Genomic DNA, 18,154 nt, shown 5'->3' with positions numbered 1-18,154 from the left:
GGTGGCGATTTGCAATCTGCGGCGGTTTGTCCCTAAAGTTCTGTCCCGCAAGCCGATCGGCTCCCGAGCCCCGGCAAGCAAGCGGATGTAGCGCAGTGGTAGCGCATCACCTTGCCAAGGTGAGGGTCGCGAGTTCGAATCTCGTCATCCGCTCAGAGGGGGAACACGCGCGATTAGCTCAGCGGGAGAGCGCTTCCCTGACACGGAAGAGGTCACTGGTTCAATCCCAGTATCGCGCACCATAGTTCGATCGGATCTGCCCTGCGCCGGGCAGATTTCCGAGTCTCGCTCAACTCGCGGGGGCGGTGTGCGGCATCCACCGATACAGCCGCAGCATCATGCATCTCGGCGAATCGGCGTGCGAAAACGGGCGGTGGCCGGTCAGTGCAGCTGAGAACGGCCGCGGTCTATGACCGCGCGCGCGTCCTTGGCGATGTCTCGCGCGGCGTCGCCCGCGAGCCAGCGCGCGCCGGTCGCGGCTTCGATCTGGGCCTGCGGGGCGAGTACGTGGTCTTGGACCCGGCGGTAGGAGTCGAGAAGTGTGGTGACGGCGGTCTGGTTGTTGGACGCGATGTCCGAGGCGAGGCGGCGGGCGGCCGGGAGCAGGTCGTCGTGCGGCACGACTTCGGTGACCAGGCCGCGCGCGAGGGCGGTGTGGGCATCGATGAAGTTGCCCGACAGGCTCATTCGGCGCGCGAACCCGAACCCGACTGCTTCCGGCAGGCGGGCGGTCAGGCCCCACAGCGGCATCACGCCGACGCGGGCATGCGTGTCGGCGAATCGAGCCCGGTCCGAGGCGATGAGGATGTCGCAGGCCAATGCGAGTTCGAGACCGCCGGTCACCGCGGCTCCGTTGATCGCGCCGATGATCGGCTTGCCGATCGGCGTCCACGGGTGCCCGGCCGGAACATCGCCGGCGGCGGCTCCACCCATATTGTCCCAGCCGCCTTCGGCGCCTATCACTCGAAGATCGACTCCCGCGCAGAAGGCCGGATCAGCGCCGGTGAGGATCACGACGGCGACATCGGGGTCCGAGTCCGCGGCGGCGATCTGAGTCTGTAGCTCCTCAATCAGCTGCGGCGACAATGCATTTCGCGATTCGGGCCGACTGAGCGTCAAAGTCAGGACGGAATCGTTCTTGTCGACGAGGAGCATCGCTGGATGGTAAGTGAGTGACCACCACGGGTCAACAGACTGACGCAGTCTCGGTGATGCTCATGCGGTCCCCTGCGCCCGAACGGAGACCAGAGCAGGCCCGGTGTCGGCCGGGCCCTTCTGTTGTTCCGCCCGGATCAGTGTGCGGAGAGGCTGCCGAGTACGCCGCCGGCGTAGCCGCCGCCGAAGGCGCTGCCGAGGGCGGCGGCGGTGCTGCCGGTGTCGACCGAGCCGGTGCCGATGGCATTGCCGAGGTCCGCGGCGGAGCCGGGGGTGATGTCGACGTTCTGGGCGGTGAGCGGAATCCCTTCTGCGGCAGCCGTGCCCACGGCACCACCGAGAAGGGCGAAGGCGGCGGCGCCGACGAGAATCGTTCGTTTCATGAAGTTGTCCTCAAATCTGTTTGCCGAGGCAGGTGCGGTGTTCTGCCGCTCTGCCGGTGAGAGCATATGAAATAATGTTGGTTCAGATGATCGTTTTGGAAGACCCAGAAATAGGGGCAGCCGGTGCACCTCCCGCTGCTCACCCGGCACGAGCGGACGGCGCGACGCGGGCGGATGCCCTGGGGCCCCGCCGGATCGGGACCCGCAACCTGTCTGCGGAGCGCATAATGACGCGACAGTGTTGCACCGCTTGGCCGGAGAGTCCGCATGAATGCAGAATCCCATGGACGTTTGTCAGCAATTCTTGCTATTTCGACAGTGTTACTCGCGTTTACAGCCGGATGCTCGGCGAATAACTCGACTACCAAGCCATCGGCTACCGCATCGAGCAGTCCGCCCGCGGCGGCTGCGACCTCGACCAATCCAGCGTCGGTGACCAGTGCTGCTGCGCCGCAGGCGACGTCGGGGATACTTACGCAGATATTTGTCGGCACCGGATCTGTGGGGCATATGAACTATGGGTTCATCGATCCGAGCTCCGGAAAGTATTCGCAGGTGGCCTCTTTCGATGTTTCCGCATGCTCGAATACCTGTGATTCCGGCAATGTTCTCTCGGCGTCACCGGATCTCAAGAGATTCGCGTTCACCAAGAAGGTCGATGGGCATGACAGTGCGGGATGGATAGATGCCGGTGGGACATTCACCAATGTGACGCCTGCGGCCGCGCTCGGGCCGTTCGGGGGTACGCAGCCGGATTTCGAATCCATCGGGTTCGATGGCGCGGGCAACTTCTATTACCGGCAGCCCGCGACACCGGTGGACAACTACTACGAGATACCGGCTGGGTCTACGAGTAATCCGCAGGCTGTGGGGCACGGACACCTAGGCGGTCCCTACCTCAACTATGACGGGACCATCGTGTTCCCCACCGCCGACTGCGGAACACTGATCTGGCTGGGTGGCCCTACCAAAGTGATAGATGCCAAGGACACTCAGGTATATCGGTCCGACGTCGTCAAAGACCCGGCGACCAATTGCTTCACCGCCAGCAACAGGACGCCGCTGCTACCCACCACGAATACGGCGGGTATATCGAACCCCGTCAGCAATCACGACGGCACTCAGATTGCCTTCAAGTACCTCGATACCCAAGGCACCGGCCAAACCTCCGTCTATGTCGTCACGGTGGACGGCAGTAGTCCCCCGAAAAAGGTCGACCTGCCGACCATCACCAACGCGCAGCTCTCGAGCATGACCCTGATGAAGTGGCTGTAACCCACCCCACCTCCCCCACCTTCGACCGAATCCTCCCTTCGCACACGTGAAATGACATCGACCAGGAACTGGTTGTGGCAAACGCCGAGTAGGCACCGCCACCAGTTCCTGGTCGATATTCATATCGGCGTAAAGGGTGACCCCGGTGCCCCCCGGACGGTCCGCGCGCGGGCGGATTCCCCAGCTGCAAACAGCCGAAACCGTTGCGGCATAGGTATGGAATTCCGGGGAGGAGAGCTATCGGTGTGCACGCAGGGCTGCGGATAGCCAGGCGAAGGCAGGGACTGCGGGCGGAGCGGGCTGGTACCCGTTGATCAAGGTCAGCAACTCCCAGTAGCGCTCCACCTTCGGTTCGGACACGGTGTCGAGCCAGGCGGACCGGGAGGCTGGTGCGGTGGGCGAGTTCGCCGATCGTGTGGAGGTCGTCGGTCATGGGAATACGCTGCACCTTCCACCCACTGGAGACGCAAGTGGTTAAGTGACTGAGGTGTTCGATAGGCGGGTCTTCGCGGGGGCGGTGGGGCTGGTTGCGGGGCTCGGGTTGCTGGCTGCCGCGACGCCGATCACGATCAGGCGGCAGGTGCGCCTGATGCTGCCGGGGCTCAGTGGGCGGTATCCGGTGGGCACGGTGGATCTGCATCTGGTGGATGCGCGGACGGACCCGTGGCAGGCGAGCGCGCGGCGGGAGTTGATGGTCACCGTGACCTACCCCGCGCAGGGCGGCGGGGAACTCGCCGACTGGATGTCGCCGCGGGTGGCGAGCGTGTTCGATCAGAGTGTGCCCGATCCGGCTTTTCTGGATATGCCCGCGGGCGTGGTCGATTGGAGCGGGACCGAGCGGCCCGCAGTCGCGTCGGCGGCGGTGGATGGCACACAGCGGTGGCCGGTGGTGTTGTTCTCGCACGGCCTCGGCATGCTGCGGGAGCTCGGTTCGGTGCTCACCGATGATTTGGCGAGTCACGGCTATATCGTTGTCTCCCTTTCCCATCCGCATGATTCGACGGCGATCGAATTCCCCGGCGGGCAGGTCGTCACCGGCAGTGCCGAGTCGAGCGTGGAATTCCTGCGGCGGACGATGGGTGCCCGCATTGCCGATACCCGATTCGTGCTGGATGAGCTGACCCGCATGGATCAGGGCGATAATCCGGACGCCGAGAAGCGCCCGCTGCCCACGGGCCTGGTTGGGGCGCTGGATCTTTCGGCGGTGGGCATGTTCGGCCACTCGCTGGGCGGGTGCACGACGGCGGAGAGCATGTACTACGACCGGCGGATCGCCGCCGGGATCAACTTCGACGGCGCGATGTCGCCGGGTGACGTCGGGGAAAGCGTGCAGCACGGGCTGGATCGGCCGTTCCTGCTGGTGGGCTCCGATTTCGTGTACCCGGCGACAGGTGACACCCTCCAGCATTCCCACATGAGCACCGATATAGATCCGTCGTGGAGGGAGTTCTGGACCAATCAGCGCGCGTGGAAACGCGATCTACACTTCGACGGCGCCGCACACAATGGATTCACCGACCTACAGGTCGTGGTTCCGCAACTCGCACAGGTGCTGAAGCGGGGTGCGCAGCAACGGGAGATCGGGCGGATCGATCCTGGTCAGTCGGTGAGCACCCAACGTGCCTATGTCACAGCGTTTTTCGATCTGCACCTGAAGCACAGCGACAGTCACCTGTTCGATGGGGACAACCCGGCCTACCCGAATACGAGATTCATCCCTTGACGATCACCGGTCGGCCTTTTCGTGCACTATCGAGGCGGATTCGGCGGGAAACCGCCATTCGAGGCTCGGTAGTGCACGATTAGGCCGGATAGCTCGCGACCCGGTTACCCGTCTGCGGGGTCGAGCCCCGTTCCGGGCGGGATCATTCGAGCGCGGTTGGCCTCCAACCGTTCTCGGTCGGCCGGGGTCAGTGCGGCGAAGGCGTCTTCACGGCGTTTCAGCAGTGCCGCAAACTCTTCCGCGCTCAGGCTCCGCGCGAATTCCTCGCGCTGACGGATCAGCCGGGCGAATTCGTCCGGGGTCAGTGGTTGATTCATGGTGACGGTCTCCTCAATAAGTCGTAGGAACTCCGAGGTCGACGGCTCCACCGTGTGTTCGAGGCCGTCGAGCACCTCGAGCAGGCGGGTTCGCAGGGCGCCGGCTCGGGCGATGCGGTCTTCGACCAGCGTCAGCTGTTGCCGGATCAGGTCGCGGGGGTCCTGGTCGGGGTCGGCGTGCAGGAGGGCCGCGATGTCCTCGAGCGGAAATCCGAAGCCCCGCAAGGCCACAATGCGGTGCAGGCGGTGCACGTCCGACTCGGTGTAGCTGCGGTGCCCGCCGGAGGTGCGCGAGGAGGGCACCAGCAGGCCGAGCTGGTCGTAGTGGTGCAGGGCCCGGACGGTGACGCCGGTTTCGCGGGCCAGATCTCCGACACGCCATACCTGTTCGGCCACGGCGCCTTCCTTTCGAATCAGCGGGTGGCGAGCATTGCGGCCATACCCGTGCCGCTGCGCCAGGTGTTGCGCAGCGCCATTTCGGTCAGTTTCCAGCCCTCGCCGGTCCGCGTGGCACGGACGTCGAAGACGCCGCCGGCGAGGAAATGGGTTTCCAGCGAGTGGGAATCGGACTCCTCCGGCGACCAGAGATGCATGGCGGTCAGATTGGCGCGCATTCTTGCTGTGCCACCGTCGATTTCGACAAGATGGTCGGCAGTGACGTGGTGTGTCGCTCGAAAACGGGCGAAACTCGCCGACTGGCTCTCGAGAATACTGTCGTGTCCGATAAGGGCGGCACCGTTGGGGCGGACGATACGGCCGTCGACCGCGAAGGTTGTGGTCATCACGGTACGATCGAGCCGCTTGTCGTCGACCGCTGCCAGGTAGGCGCTCAGCAGCTCGACGATCTCCGTGCGGTCGGACAGTTTCTGCAGGTCGGTGCTCATCTGGTTCTCCTCGGGTCGATGTGCACCACCCACGCTAAAACCTCACGTTACGTCAGTTTCAAGGGTCAGCGGGACTTTGTTATCAGGGCGGCTCGGCCGCGAGGGGTGATGCGGTAGCGGCCGCGGGGGCGGCTGGACATGATCAGACCTCGGGATTCCAATTGGGACAGGGCATTTCGGGTGCGCGCGGCGGTCAGGCGGGCGGCCTGCTGGATTTGGGTGGAGTTGAGCGGGAGATTGGGGCGGAGGGCGGTGAGGACCGCTATTTCGGCGGGGGTCATGGGGTCGACTCCAGGTGGAGACGGGTGAAGTGGGGCGCGCGGTGACGGCCGGTGGGGTGATCGGGTGCGAGCGGGACGTCGAGGTGACCACCGCCCGTGAGGTGCAGGCGTAGGGAGTTGACTTCCTCCGGATGGAGTTCGCGGCAATAACCCCAGCCGGACCAGACGATGACGGTGCCGCACAGCACGATGATCGACAGCAGCGCCCAGATGTCCCAGGTCATTTCGGTCCACCTTTCATCAGAAGTTCTGTACGGGAATCGCATTCAGTACCGAGCAGTAGGTCGCAAGTTCTCACTTATACTCGGTATACAACTGTGATCCCGCAGAACTTCTGATGAAAGGTGTCGAAGGGAATCCGCTGGAAGTCCAGCACGGACCGCTTCACGAAACGCTTCCCCAGATAGCGAGGCTAACGAAATGGTCGGATCCACTATCCCGCGTAGAGCATTCGGTCGCTTTCTTCGCTCCATACGAGAACAAGCCGGCGCCACCCTATTGACTGCCGGATTGGAGATAGATACGTCGAAGCAAACCATCCTCCGACTCGAGGACGGTCTGCCGACCAAAGTGTCTACGCCACAGTTGAAGTCGCTACTCGACATGTACAGCGTCACCCCTGCGGTTCGAGCGGAGGTGCTCGAGCTGTGGGAAGAACTCAAGCAACAGGCCAAAGTCGCCAAGCTGCAAGGAGTCTCGACAGGATGGTGGCAGGCGTACTCCCGCCAGTACGCCCCGTACTTCAATCACTACCTGCGACTCGAAGCAGTGGCCGACCACCTGACATCGCATCAGCTCGTGTTCATACCCGGCATACTCCAGACGCCCGCATATCGACGCAGCCTCATCGAGAACGCACTCCCCAACCTGCCCGAAATCGATGTGTCGAGTCGGCTCGAACTGGCCGCCCGGCGGCAGGAGCGGCTAGCCGACAATACTTTTCGAGTGGATGCACTCCTGTCGGAGGCGGTGCTACGCCATCGAATCGGAGGGCCTGCGGTTACGCGGGAGCAATTGCAGCGCCTGCAAGAGGCTGGAGCACAAGACAACATCTCGATCAGGGTCGTGCCGTTCAACGCGGGCACACACTCCGGATACTCGGTCGACTCATTCAGCATGCTCGAATTCCCTCCTCTTGCCAGCCGTTTGGTTGAACCTCCGGTTGTCTATGTCGAAGGGTCCGAGGGAGCGCTCTACCTCGAGCATGCCGAGGTGATCGCCCGGTTCAGGCAAGCGGTCGTATCCATGAAGCGGGTAGCGTTGAGCGAGAACGACACCCACGATCTGGTGTCGAGCATCGCGAAGGAGTACGCGCCATGATCAACGATCCGGCCGACGCCCAGTGGTTCAAATCCTCCAAGTCCCCCAGTGCCAATGAGTGCGTCGAAATCGCATTCCTCGGGGCGAACACAGTTGGGGTGCGTGATTCCAAGAACCCGAGCGGGCCGGTGCTCGTGTTCCCCGGCGAGCACTGGGACCGCTTCCTGGCCAGCGAAATCTGGAATCACTGAACGAGCTACACCGACAGGACGAACACCAGGCCGAGCCTGAAACAGGCTCGGCCTCAGTCACTATCCGGTCGGGTAGCCGGTCGCGAGCTTGATTATCAACGCGACGATTTGCCGTCACTTCAGCCTAGTTCGGCAGCCTCGGGCTGGGTGCGGGAGTCATCTACCCCGCAGACAGCACAGACCACGCCGCGACTGATCCGGACGCAGGCATTCCGGTGATCCGGGTTCGCAGATTCACGCCACCACAGTGGCCGCAGCGCGAATTGCCCAGTTAGCGCGCAGATCGGCAAAGTCCGCCAGCCCGCACAAGTTTCGGCCGAACTCTGCGCCGCCGAGACGTCGCAACGAAGCCAGAAGCGATCGACGCCTCCCCCAACCGCATACCGGGCCGAGACCGCCGCCCCGGGATCGCGCAGCCCGCGCCGAGGTCCCACAGCCCCCACTCGTGCTGCGTAGTGCCGAGAGACGTTGCGCGAAAGCCCGTTCCGGCACCAAACGACCGCGACAGGATCGAACAGCCACCGCCAGAACCCTGACAACCTAATTCAGGACCGCACAGTCGTGAACGTCAGTTCCCCGCACACTCGGGCCTGCGTGATGTGTATCGCCGGATCCGGCCTGTCGATGAACTGAAGGTCGCGGGCTCGGGTGCGGCGACCATTCCGCCGGACACCCCCCACATACTGTGCAGCGCAGAGACAGATTGACGGGGCCGGACCCGGGTTGGAATCGGGGGCGGCGATCGGGCCCATTGCCTGTCTGGGGCTGACAGCTACTTCGGGGCTTCCAGTTTCACCATGTCGGTGGGAAAGGCTGCCGGGGATTGGTTTCTGTTGGTTTTGGAGTTGAGGTCGGGGAGTTGGAAGCGCCAGTCGTCGGCGGACCAGACGACGGTCAGGAGGGTGGCCAGGATGCTGTTGTCGGAGAGGGTGCTGTAGACGGTGAGGTCGGTGCGGGCTGCGGTGTAGGTGTTGATTTTGTATCCGGCGATGTGAGCGGTGGCGGCGGGATTCGCGGGGGCGGTGATGGAGATCTGGGCGCGGGCCAGGACCCAGGAGTCCTTGGCGGGGCCGGGCATGAGGGATTCGGATGCGATGTCCGGCCACGCGCCGTCGGGGGCCAGGGTGAGACGAACGTTCTGATTGATGGCGGCGAGGGCCGCGCCCTGCGGAGTATGCGAGTAGCCGGAGGCGGCGGGGCTCTGCCTGGTGGGTCCGTCGTGTGCGCCGATCGGTAACTGGAAGCCCTGGTATGCCTCCCAATGGATATCGACGGGTGGGCGCGCCGGATCGGGGGGCGCAATGGTCGTCGTCGAGGGAGAGGAGGTGAGGCCGCCGCCGCACGCGGTGAGAGTCAGGGCTGCCACGAGAGTGAGCAGCGATAGCGAAAAGTGTGCTGCATGGAGACGCATGGAGCTTCCTTCCGAGAACCGGCGGACGCACGAGAGATAGTGCGGCACACGGTTCTTGCGGGGCGGAAGTGATCTTACGGTGCGTCTGTGCACAACAGCAGAATTCGTTCCGACTGATTTATACAAGAATTCGTCCCGACTGTCCCGTATCAGGTTGTGAGCGGCACGGTTACGGGTACGATCGATTCAGCAACATGATCATCGCACGGTGGTGGGGTTTCGTCATGGGTCAGCTGCGGTTCATGCGGCCGGAAGCGCGGAAAGCGCTGGTCGGTAGGGGGTTTCGGGCGGGTCGCCCCGCTGCCGACCGTTCTGATGAGGGGAATGGGCAATGAATTCCAGACGCACTTCGCTCGCATTATCGGTATTGCCGATAATGCTGGTGGCCAGCCAGGGAGTCGCTTCGGCCTCACCCGGACAGCCGGGTCTGGCAGTACCCGGCGAAGGCCAGCCGGGATTGAGCACCACCCCGCAGCCTCCCGCTGCGACTGCACCCAGCCCTGCGGATTTCATTCCGGATCCCCCTGCCCCGCCCGCCCGGCCGCGTCCTAAACAGCAGACCCAGCCGCCGGCCAATACGCTGGTGCAGCCGGAGGCGTCGCCACAACCCGAATCCGTTCAGCCGCAAGCACCTGCCGAGGATGCACCGGCGGTGATTCCGGTAGACCCGCACAAACTGCGGGTGGGCACCTCCACGGTCGAGCTGCCCGATTTCGTCGATGAGAAGACGCGGGACAAGGCACAGTCCTACCTCGATTACGCGGAATGGCAGATTGCCGCCGGTTACGACCACTTGGGTTTCTCCACCCAGGACTCGGATCGCATGGCCGCCACCAGCTCCATCGGCGCACTGCTCGGGGCGGGCGCGGTCGGCGTTGTCGCGCCTGCGGCGTTGGTCCCGGTCGGTTGCGGAGTCGGCGCAGTAGTCGGAGCTGTGGCCGGTGGACTGATCGGCGGCGTTCCTACAGCCGGTGTCGGGGCCCCTGCTGGCGCGATTGTCGGTGGCATCGCGGGTTGCGTCATCGGCGGCGGCCTCGGCGCGGTCGCAAGCGGGCCATTCGTGATCGGCGGTGGCGCACTCGCCGCACTCGCCGGTGGCGCGCTGGGCAATGGCAATGCGAACCAGCCCGCACCACCCGCTCCCGCGCCTCTGATCGATCAGCCTGTGGCAGCTCCGGTTTCGGCCCCCGCTCCCGCGCCGGTCATTCCCGCCGTCGCCCCGATCGTTGCGCCGCAACCCATCGCCGAGGCGGTCGCACCGGTTGTCCAGCAGGTCAACACCGTGGTGGACCAGACGGTCAAACAGGTCAATCAAACGGTCGATCAGGTCAATCAGCAGGTCGGCACCGCCGTCGATTCGCTGCGCTCCGCGGTCGCCCAGATGCCTCCACTAACCCCCGAAACCTTCCTGGCGGCGCTAGCGCCAGCTCCAGGTGCCTGACGGAAAAGACATGGGTGACGCCGTGATCGAACAGGAAGACCTCACGGCGCAACGCCCCGCTATGCCCGCGTTGCCGCCGACCAATCCGGGCCGCCATCGAGCGGACGAGCCCGATCCCGCTCCCGCCTGGGCGCAGTGGCTCGATGAGGACCACTCGCCCGATAGCGAGGCCACCACCCGCATCCGACGGATCACCTCCGCGGAAGCCGATCTGCTGTCGGATGATCCGATGGCTCCGCTGGTGCTGGCGGCGCGGGAACGCGCGGCGCAGACGCGGCGGCGGCGCGAGGTGCGCGAGCGTGCGGCGCTGGCCGCCATCGTGGCGGCGGTGCTCGCCGTGATCGCGGGGATCGTCTGGGTGAAGGTCGCGCCCGGAGACGATTCCGCGCCGCAGGCCGGACCCTCGCCGACACTGGTTCCGGCGGTGGCGAATCCGAGCCAGCCCGGCGGGCCGGGCGCGTGGTGCCAGGCCGTGGAATCCGCCGATCGGGTGAGTGGTTCCAGCTCAGGCAATCTCAACACCGCGCCGGGCGTCATCATGCATCTGGAATACGCCTGGTACGTGCTGCGTGATGCCGCCGCCGTGCGCAGCCTGCTCACCCCGGACGCCAAGGTCGCGCCGGAACAGGCCACCCGGGACGCGATTTCGGCCGTCCCGGCCGGAACCCAGCACTGCGTCACCATCTCCCGGCTGCCCGCCGATCACTGGGATGTGAATATCGACGAGCGCCGCCCGGACGGCACCAAGAACACCTGGCAGCAGACCTTCACCACCACGACCGGCGGCGACGGCCGGGTGCTGATCAGCTCGATCATCTCGTCAGGCGGGTGAGCGATGGTCGATATCGACGATCTCATCCGGCGCGTGACCCAGCCGCCCGCACCGGAACCCGAACCGCGCACCCCCACCGGATCACCGACCGATCCGGTCCCGCTGCACGGCGGTCAGGGCCGCCTGGTGCGCGCCGTGCTGCCGTCGGTGCTGGTGCTGGGCGGGTCCGGATCCGCCGGATCGTCGACCACCACACTGGGATTGGCCGCCGCGGCGGCCGTGGACGGTGAGGGTGAGATCTGGCCGGTAGCGGTGGACGCCACGCTCGGCGGCGGTGATCTCGGGCTGCGCGGCTGTGATGCCATGCCGGCGGTGAGCACCGTCCAGAACTGGCTCTCCGCCGAACATCCCGAACTGCCCTCCACCGTCGGCGCGTGCTCAGGTCAGACCACCACGGGGGTGCGGGTGCTCAGCCGCAGCCCGGATCCGCTGCCGCGCCGGGAGACTCTGGTATCGGTCGCGCGGCACCTCGAAACCGCCGGGCTGCTGGCCGTTTTCGATGCGGGCGCACCGGTGACCAGCCGGCTCGCCGCTCCCCTGCTGTCGGATCCGCGCGTGGGACTGGTGATCACCGTCGCCGCGCGGCCGGATGCGATCAATCGGCTGCAACCCTCGCTGAGCTGGCTGGACGAGCACTTCAGCGAATTCGTCGTCGGCGATGCGGTGATCGTGCTGACCGAACAGGTGCCGGACTCCGGCGCGGCAATTCTCGAGCATGTCAGCGCCCATCTCGGCTCATGGGTGCGCGCGGTCATGCTGGTGCCCTTCGATATTCACCTCGCCGGGGGCGGGCTCATCTCGTGGCACCGGCTCGCGGCCGAGACCCGCGACGCCTATCTCGCGCTCCTCGGGGAGTTGCGATGACCACTCTCAGCCTGCCGCCGGTGCCGATGTGGCATCGCGCCGTGCCGAATCGGCCCGACCGGCCGCCGCTGCTGTGGCTGGTCGGCGCGCACGGCGGTGCGGGCGTGAGCAGTCTGGCCGCCAGCCTGAGCTGGGCCGGTGATGCCGGGCAGCGCTGGCCCGCGCGTATCGGCATCGGCGCGGATATGGATTCGCCGCTGGTGGTCCTGGTGGCGCGCACCCATATGCACGGGCTGAACACGCTGCACCGGGCGCTGGTCTCGCACGAGCAGCAGGCGACGCCGGCGGGCAGCGAAGTCGTCGGCATCATCACCGTCGCCGATTCCGCACGGCCGCTGCCCATTCCCGCCGACGAACGCCGGCACGACGCCGAGAACCTCGCGCACGAGCTCGGTGCGCAGACCTGGCGGCTGGGCTGGCTGGAACAGTGGCGCGCCCTCGAACCGCACGATATGGCCGCGTGGATACCCGATGTCAACAGCTCCCCGCTGGACGACGGCGACCCCACGCGCACACCGCCACAACCGGTTCGGCTGCTGGCCGAGCAGATCCTCACGTCGGCCCGTACGGCCGCCGCGCGGATCACCGCCCGCGCGCACCCAGGCGCGCAGAACCCGAGTCCATGATCTGAACGAGGTGCGGCGTGGTCCGGAAACTGCTGCTCATCACTACGAGCGTCTGCCTGTTCACGGCAGCGACCCTCAGTGTGGCCGACGCGGGCCCACCCGATACCAGCCTGGCCATCGACACCTGTCCGGCGCTGTACGCGCTCGGCATCCAGGGCACGGGTGAATCCTCACCCGATGCGGCCGTCACCACCGATACCGGGATGCTCTCGACGGTGTTCCGGCCCATGATGTCCGAGGCCAGCGATGCCGGACTGGTCGACCGGGCGTATGTGCCCTACGAGGCATCGTTCGGCGGGGCGGTGTCCACCGATAAGACGACGTACTCGAAGTCCATCGGCGACGGTCTGAGCACCTTGCGGTCCATGGCGAAACAGGTCGCCGATCGCTGCCCCAATACCCGGCTGGCTATCGCCGGGTATTCGCAAGGCGCGCATGTGGCCTCGCTGTTCGCGCAGGAGGTCGCCGGGGGCACGGGCGTGGTGACGGCCGATCGGATCGCCGCGGTCGCGCTGTTCGGGGATCCCACGCGCGCCGCCGGGGCGGCGATGTTCCCCGGCAAACCGGGGCAGAAGCAGCCCGATGCCGCACCGGGCACCAATGGTGAAGCGGTGGCGAAACTTCCGCCGCCGCCGCAGTCCGATCAGCCCCCCGCCGGATCGGGGATGGGGACCGCGATCAGCAACAGCTCCATCAGCACGATTTCCAGCACGCTCGGGACCGATGGCGGCACGGGTGCGGGCACGGCCAATTTCGGCAGTCTCAGCGGGCGGGTCGCGAGCTTCTGTGCCGACGGGGATCTCGCCTGTGACGCACCGGCCAATGCGCCGCTGCTGCGGGCGGTGGCCAATATCGCCGGGCAGGTGGAGATTTCGGGCGGCGATCCGATCGCCTCGCTGAAATCCATTGCCGAGGCGCTGGCCTACACGTCCATCAAGACCGTCACCAATGTGGTGAACAACGATATCTCCGGGACCTCGCTCACCGATCTGTCGATCCAGCCGCAGAAGTCGCTGTCGCAGCGGATCGCCGAGGCCTCCGATCCGAATAATGCGGTGGATCTGCCCGGCGCCATGCAGGCGCTGGTCAAGGTCGGCACCATTGCCTTCAATTCCGTGGTGGCCGTGGCGAAGAGCGTGCTCACCGCGACCAATATCGCCGAGATCGCGGCCGCCGGACTGGCCAATCCCATTGCCGGACTCGCGGTGCTCGGCACCAAGCTGGTCGGGGCGGTGGCCGATCTGGTGCCGCCGACCACCATCAGCAATCTGACCACGTCGGCGTTCACCGCGCTGGTGCAGAACGTCACCGACAACAAGGATCTGCTGGACGTCACCACCTGGGTGCGGTACTGGAACACCGCGGCCAAGCATGACTACACGCATGCGCAGGGCGGCGGATTCGGCGACAGTCCAACACAATTCGTGGGGACCTGGTTCGCGGCGCTGGCGCATGATCTCTCCGGTGTGGCGGCGCCCGGGGCCACACCGCGCGGCGGCAGTGACAAGCCCAGTTCCGGATTCGATTTCGCGCCGTCCAGCACGGTCGCCACCACGGCGCCGAACGGGGGCCAATTCCCGCTCGGCGGAGGCGATTCCGGTGCGCCGACCACCAGTGGTGATGCGCCACTGATCAGCTCGGTCGTTCCGACCAGTGCCGCTCCACTCATTCCGAACCTCTCACCGCAGGGGACGCCATGACCACCTACGACACCTCGACCGGACGCACCGACGGACCGCTGGGGCCGGCCGAGGACGAGGACGAGCACACCGGCAATTGGGCGGACTGGATCGCCAGCGCGCCCGCACCGGAACCTGCCCGGTACGAGGAGGATTCGGGGTACGACGACTACTACGACGAGGACGAGCCGGAGGGTTACGAACCCGGCTTGCGGCCGCATCTGGGGGCCCGGCATCGGCGCGCGATGCTGCCGTCCAAACCGCGGCCGAGAGCGTATCCCGCTTGGGCGGTACCACTATTGGGGGTGCTGGCGGTGCTCGTGGTGACCGCCGCCGTGGCGGTGCAGATCGCCAAGGTGAGTCCGGCCGACGACAAACGGCCGATGCCGACCCTCGCCGCTCCCCCGGTGACGACCACCTCATCGGCGACCGCGCCCGCGGCAGCCGACAATCCCGCGCTGTGCCCGAACGAGATGAACGGCACCACCATCCGCGGCAACGGTCCCGGCAGTACCCGCACCGCACCCGATGTCATCCTGGCGCTGCAGAATCGCTACTATGTGGAACGCAATGGCCAACGGGTGCACGAGATGTTCGCTCCCGATGCCACCGCGCCCTCGGTGGCCGATATCCAGGCGGGCATCGACTCGATTCCGGCCGGGACCACCTACTGCGTGCAGATCATGCCCGGGCCGTTCGCCGGGCAGCAGATCATGGTGGTCAGCGAGACGCATCCGGACAGCTCGCGCAAGGTCTGGCCACCGCAATTGGTGCTCACATCCACCACCGGGGATCGCACGCTCGTGTCGTCGATCGTGCCGCTGCCGGAGAACACCACACCGCGGTAGGACCGCGGTTCGGAGCACGGAAAGGGGGCGGTTTGGTGGTTGGGCAGCGCGTCGGCTAATGTCTTTTCTCGCACGCCGGACAGCGCCGCAAGGCTCCGAAGGACGCGCAAGCGGATGTAGCGCAGTGGTAGCGCATCACCTTGCCAAGGTGAGGGTCGCGAGTTCGAATCTCGTCATCCGCTCAATACGAACGAAAGTTCGTCTCTCCCGGGACGCAAGTTCTGTCTGCATCAATTCGATGATCCGCACTCGCCTCCGGCGCGAAGATTCCTCGTATACCAGACGAAAGTCCCTCCCGCGCAGTAGATCTCACGCACATTCCCGCGCATGTCGCCCGGTTTTCGGGGTAACGTTGTGCGGGTGACTCCCATGCTCAGCGCCTTCCACGACACTGTGCTCGTTCATCTGAGCAGTCCCGTGCTGGCTCAGATCAGCAATCCGACGCCCGAGACACCGCCGGTGGCCGACAAGCTCATGAAGCTCGTCCGGTATTTCACCTGGTTCGTGCTGCTCTCCGGCGTTATGGGCATCACCTACGCGGGCGGTCGCTTCGCCTGGGAGAAGTGGTCCGGCAGCGGGCTCGCCTCGCCGAAGATGGTTGCGGGCGCCATGATCGGCGGCATTATCGCCACCAGTGCCGGCACCATTATGAACGCGGCCATCGGCTGAGTTTCTGACACTCACCGCTCGAGCTGTCCAACTGTTCTCGGCTGGAACAGCTTTCGCGGAATGCTGACTCGGCGCCGACCACGTCGGACGACGCCGGGTCAGAAGACGAAGCCGCGCAGTGCCAGGAAGCGCAGGCCGCCGACCACCGCCATGACGACGATCATGGCGGTCGCCTGTGCCATCTCGCCCAGGCCCGGGGCCCAGAATTCGAGACCGGCCAGCGCGGCCGTGCTGATCAGCAGGCCGACCATGGCCAGCGCGCCGCCCTCCCACTGTGCGCTGAACCAGGTGACCCGTCCGGCCGCGTGGAAGGTGAGCCGGCGGTGCAGTTCGTTCGCGATCATCGTGCTGACGATCGAGCCCGCGATATTGGCGACCATGGGGCCGACCGTGTTCATGGCCATGAACAGCAGGACATAGGCGATATTGCTGGAGCCGCCGACCAGGGCGAAGCGGATCAGCTGGGCGAAGGCGTGATCGCCGCGCAGATACCGCGAGACGCGGGCGAGCCATTGCGCGCGCAGCATCGAGCCGGAACCGATGGTCAGGTCGATTCCGGCGAGGATCGACTTGTCCCCGAAGGCGTTCCCCATTCCGGGGGCTGCGATTGCTGTGCTGTTCACGTCACTACTGTCGCCAGAGCGGCTTACACCGAGCTGACGCCGAACTGACACGGCGCTGGCGCGGGTCTGACCCGGGGTGCAAGGTCGGCTGGAGTAGGCCGGGCCTGTCGAGAACCGCGGGCGGGGAACGGTGGTACGCAGCGGGAGGTCTCGCCACCTGGTCGGGCGTCGCCGCGCATCAGCGCGCGAGGGCGGACCAGCGGACGTGCCGTGCGCTAGTCGAGCAGACAGGCCATCTCAGCGCACGCTCGCTGCGGCCGATGAACGCTCAGTACCTGTCTGAGCCGACGCCGCGTGGCTGGCGACCGCTGCGCATGGCCCGCGAGTGTGACGGGTGTCCGATTCCTTCAAGACTTGTGTCGGCGCGGGAAGCCACGCTGTACCGGGCATATCCGGTTCGATGGGTCGATTGACCACGGCGGTGGAAGAGGTGGAGGTCGGCATGACGGTGAATATCGGGGCTGTGACGCTGGGCGTGCGGGATGTGGGTCGCTCGCTGCGGTTCTATCGGGAGGGGCTCGGGTTGAGTTCGGCCGGGATCATCGGCACCGAGTACGTCCGTGACGCGGAGAATCCCGGGGGTGCGGTCGCCATGTTCACCCTCGGCAGTGGGCTCATTCTGTCGCTGTACTCGCGGGAGGATTTGGCGCAGGACGCCGGTGTTCCGGTCGAACGGGTCGCCGGTTCGCCGATGAGCCTGGGGTACTTCGTGGACAGTCGCGAGGAGGTGGACAGCACGCTTCAGCGTGCTGTCGAGGCCGGGGGCACTGTGGTGCGGGCGCCGCTCGAGCGGCCGTGGGGGATTTATGCCGGGTACTTCGGCGACCCCGACGGGCATCTGTGGGAGGTGGTCTATTTCCTGCCGGGCAGTCAGCCGGGCTGATTCTCCCCTGCTAGGACTTGGCTCGCGCGTTGATCTCTCGGGGCTTGAGCACACGCGCGTCCGCCCCGGAGGCAGCGACGGCGATCATGGCTCGGCCGATCTCCCGATTGTCGTTGACCGCGTTCGGCGCCAGGCGCTTGAACAGCGGGATCAACGGACCGGTGATCGCGTAGGCGGCGCGATACAGCGGGGTCTTGGAGATGACGCCGTCCATCGGCTGCACGAATCCGGGCCGGAACATGTACGCCTGGAAGGGAAGTGCGAGTAGATCGTTCTCGGTCTTCCCCTTCACCCGGCCCCACATGGAGCGACCCTGCTCGGTGCTGTCGGTGCCCTGCCCGGAGACGTAGATGAATACCAGCTTCGGGTTCGCGGCCGCCAGTGTGCGACCGACCTTCAAGGTCAGGTCGTAGGTGATCCGGCGATAGTCCTGCTCCTTCATGCCTACCGACGAGACGCCGAGGCAGAAGAAGCACGCATCGAACTCCGGCAGCTCACCGGCGATCGCGGAGAGATCGGTCGGATCGGGCTGGACCAGCTCGCGCAGCTTGGGATTGTCGATCCCCAGCGAGCTGCGCCCGACGGCGAGCACCTGCTCCACCCGCTCGTCCCGCAGGCACTCATTGAGCACGCCCTGTCCGATCATGCCGGTCGCGCCGAAAAGGATTACCTTCATGCCAGGCATCTTGCCTCAGCGGCGCGCGGATCGCGGGGAACTACCTGCCCGACGTCCACGCGGCACTTGGGTT

The 18,154-nt window shown here is 65.8% G+C and carries 21 protein-coding genes and 3 tRNA genes; 15 read left to right on the top strand and 9 right to left on the bottom strand.

All coding sequences use genetic code 11. The annotated features are described in order from the left end of the window. The first annotated feature begins 81 nt into the window (after positions 1-81). Positions 82-153, top strand: a tRNA-Gly gene (locus OG326_RS15725). Positions 154-167: 14 nt separating this feature from the next. Further along, positions 168-242, top strand: a tRNA-Val gene (locus OG326_RS15720). A gap of 139 nt (positions 243-381) precedes the next feature. On the opposite strand, the gene OG326_RS15715 is transcribed toward OG326_RS15720, so the two are convergent. Further along, positions 382-1,155 carry an enoyl-CoA hydratase gene (locus OG326_RS15715; protein WP_327145373.1) on the bottom strand — a complete coding sequence of 258 codons (774 nt, stop codon included), beginning with the start codon at positions 1,153-1,155 and terminating at the stop codon, positions 382-384. Positions 1,156-1,292: 137 nt separating this feature from the next. Next, entirely contained in the window at positions 1,293-1,538 is a 246-nt protein-coding gene (locus OG326_RS15710) for a hypothetical protein (protein WP_327145372.1), read from the bottom strand. Between the two features lie 432 nt (positions 1,539-1,970). Between OG326_RS15710 and OG326_RS15705 the strand changes: the two genes are divergently transcribed. Together OG326_RS15705 and OG326_RS15700 are read left to right on the top strand one after the other, a co-directional pair. Continuing rightward, a complete protein-coding gene (locus OG326_RS15705; protein WP_327145371.1) occupies positions 1,971-2,813 on the top strand; it encodes a hypothetical protein in 843 nt (280 codons plus the stop codon). A 478-nt stretch (positions 2,814-3,291) separates the two neighbouring features. Next, positions 3,292-4,536: an alpha/beta hydrolase family protein gene (locus tag OG326_RS15700; RefSeq protein WP_327145370.1), complete on the top strand. Its 1,245-nt coding sequence runs from the start codon at positions 3,292-3,294 to the stop codon at positions 4,534-4,536. A 104-nt stretch (positions 4,537-4,640) separates the two neighbouring features. Here OG326_RS15700 and OG326_RS15695 read toward each other — a convergent pair whose 3' ends face one another. The 4 genes from OG326_RS15695 to OG326_RS15680 all read right to left on the bottom strand — a co-directional run bounded on the left by OG326_RS15695 (position 4,641) and on the right by OG326_RS15680 (position 6,242). Further along, positions 4,641-5,249, bottom strand: a complete 609-nt coding sequence (locus OG326_RS15695; protein WP_327145369.1) for a MerR family transcriptional regulator — start codon at positions 5,247-5,249, stop codon at positions 4,641-4,643. 17 nt (positions 5,250-5,266) lie between these two features. After that, complete coding sequence (locus OG326_RS15690) at positions 5,267-5,737, bottom strand: nuclear transport factor 2 family protein (protein WP_327145368.1); 471 nt, start codon at positions 5,735-5,737, stop codon at positions 5,267-5,269. A gap of 65 nt (positions 5,738-5,802) precedes the next feature. Beyond that, complete coding sequence (locus OG326_RS15685; protein WP_327145367.1) at positions 5,803-6,018, bottom strand: winged helix-turn-helix domain-containing protein; 216 nt, start codon at positions 6,016-6,018, stop codon at positions 5,803-5,805. Continuing rightward, positions 6,015-6,242, bottom strand: coding sequence for a hypothetical protein (locus OG326_RS15680; protein ID WP_327145366.1), 228 nt, complete (start codon positions 6,240-6,242; stop codon positions 6,015-6,017). The genes OG326_RS15685 and OG326_RS15680 overlap by 4 nt, the downstream gene beginning before the upstream one ends. Positions 6,243-6,438: 196 nt before the next feature. Here OG326_RS15680 and OG326_RS15675 point away from each other — a divergent pair, with 196 nt between their 5' ends. After that, complete coding sequence (locus tag OG326_RS15675) at positions 6,439-7,338, top strand: helix-turn-helix domain-containing protein (RefSeq protein ID WP_327145365.1); 900 nt, start codon at positions 6,439-6,441, stop codon at positions 7,336-7,338. Next, on the top strand, positions 7,335-7,529 hold the full coding sequence (locus OG326_RS15670; RefSeq protein WP_327145364.1) for a DUF397 domain-containing protein: 195 nt from the start codon (positions 7,335-7,337) through the stop codon (positions 7,527-7,529). Before OG326_RS15675 ends, OG326_RS15670 begins: the two co-directional genes overlap by 4 nt. 772 nt (positions 7,530-8,301) lie before the next feature. Here the strand turns inward: OG326_RS15670 and OG326_RS15665 are convergent. After that, the gene (locus OG326_RS15665) at positions 8,302-8,940 is read right to left on the bottom strand and encodes a hypothetical protein (protein ID WP_327145363.1); all 639 of its coding nucleotides are present in this window, start codon (positions 8,938-8,940) and stop codon (positions 8,302-8,304) included. A gap of 331 nt (positions 8,941-9,271) precedes the next feature. On the opposite strand from OG326_RS15665, the gene OG326_RS15660 reads away from it, so the two are divergent. From OG326_RS15660 to OG326_RS15625, 8 genes are all read left to right on the top strand, one after another. After that, positions 9,272-10,381 (top strand): hypothetical protein, encoded by a 1,110-nt coding sequence (locus tag OG326_RS15660; RefSeq protein WP_327145362.1) that lies wholly within the window; start codon positions 9,272-9,274, stop codon positions 10,379-10,381. Positions 10,382-10,391: 10 nt separating this feature from the next. Continuing rightward, a complete protein-coding gene (locus OG326_RS15655) occupies positions 10,392-11,213 on the top strand; it encodes a hypothetical protein (RefSeq protein ID WP_327145361.1) in 822 nt (273 codons plus the stop codon). A gap of 3 nt (positions 11,214-11,216) precedes the next feature. Further along, a complete protein-coding gene (locus tag OG326_RS15650) occupies positions 11,217-12,077 on the top strand; it encodes a hypothetical protein (protein WP_327145360.1) in 861 nt (286 codons plus the stop codon). Continuing rightward, positions 12,074-12,703, top strand: a complete 630-nt coding sequence (locus tag OG326_RS15645; protein WP_327145359.1) for a hypothetical protein — start codon at positions 12,074-12,076, stop codon at positions 12,701-12,703. The genes OG326_RS15650 and OG326_RS15645 overlap by 4 nt, the downstream gene beginning before the upstream one ends. Before the next feature lie 17 nt (positions 12,704-12,720). Beyond that, positions 12,721-14,403, top strand: a complete 1,683-nt coding sequence (locus OG326_RS15640; RefSeq protein ID WP_327145358.1) for a cutinase family protein — start codon at positions 12,721-12,723, stop codon at positions 14,401-14,403. Further along, positions 14,400-15,230: a hypothetical protein gene (locus OG326_RS15635; RefSeq protein ID WP_327145357.1), complete on the top strand. Its 831-nt coding sequence runs from the start codon at positions 14,400-14,402 to the stop codon at positions 15,228-15,230. Before OG326_RS15640 ends, OG326_RS15635 begins: the two co-directional genes overlap by 4 nt. A gap of 110 nt (positions 15,231-15,340) precedes the next feature. Next, positions 15,341-15,412: transfer RNA gene (locus OG326_RS15630), tRNA-Gly, on the top strand. Between the two features lie 187 nt (positions 15,413-15,599). After that, a complete protein-coding gene (locus OG326_RS15625) occupies positions 15,600-15,899 on the top strand; it encodes a hypothetical protein (RefSeq protein ID WP_327146498.1) in 300 nt (99 codons plus the stop codon). A 98-nt stretch (positions 15,900-15,997) separates the two neighbouring features. Here the strand turns inward: OG326_RS15625 and OG326_RS15620 are convergent, their stop codons facing one another. Then, positions 15,998-16,426, bottom strand: coding sequence for a GtrA family protein (locus tag OG326_RS15620; RefSeq protein ID WP_327146497.1), 429 nt, complete (start codon positions 16,424-16,426; stop codon positions 15,998-16,000). 496 nt (positions 16,427-16,922) lie between these two features. Here OG326_RS15620 and OG326_RS15615 point away from each other — a divergent pair, with 496 nt between their 5' ends. Next, positions 16,923-17,405 (top strand): VOC family protein, encoded by a 483-nt coding sequence (locus tag OG326_RS15615; protein WP_327145356.1) that lies wholly within the window; start codon positions 16,923-16,925, stop codon positions 17,403-17,405. A gap of 10 nt (positions 17,406-17,415) precedes the next feature. On the opposite strand, the gene OG326_RS15610 is transcribed toward OG326_RS15615, so the two are convergent. After that, on the bottom strand, positions 17,416-18,081 hold the full coding sequence (locus OG326_RS15610) for an epimerase (protein ID WP_327145355.1): 666 nt from the start codon (positions 18,079-18,081) through the stop codon (positions 17,416-17,418). Positions 18,082-18,154 lie beyond the last annotated feature (73 nt).

This window comes from Nocardia sp. NBC_01327 (genome assembly GCF_035958815.1).
GTDB lineage: Bacteria > Actinomycetota > Actinomycetes > Mycobacteriales > Mycobacteriaceae > Nocardia.
Note: the sequence above shows the minus strand (reverse complement) of the source record. Positions and strands in the feature narration are given on the sequence as shown.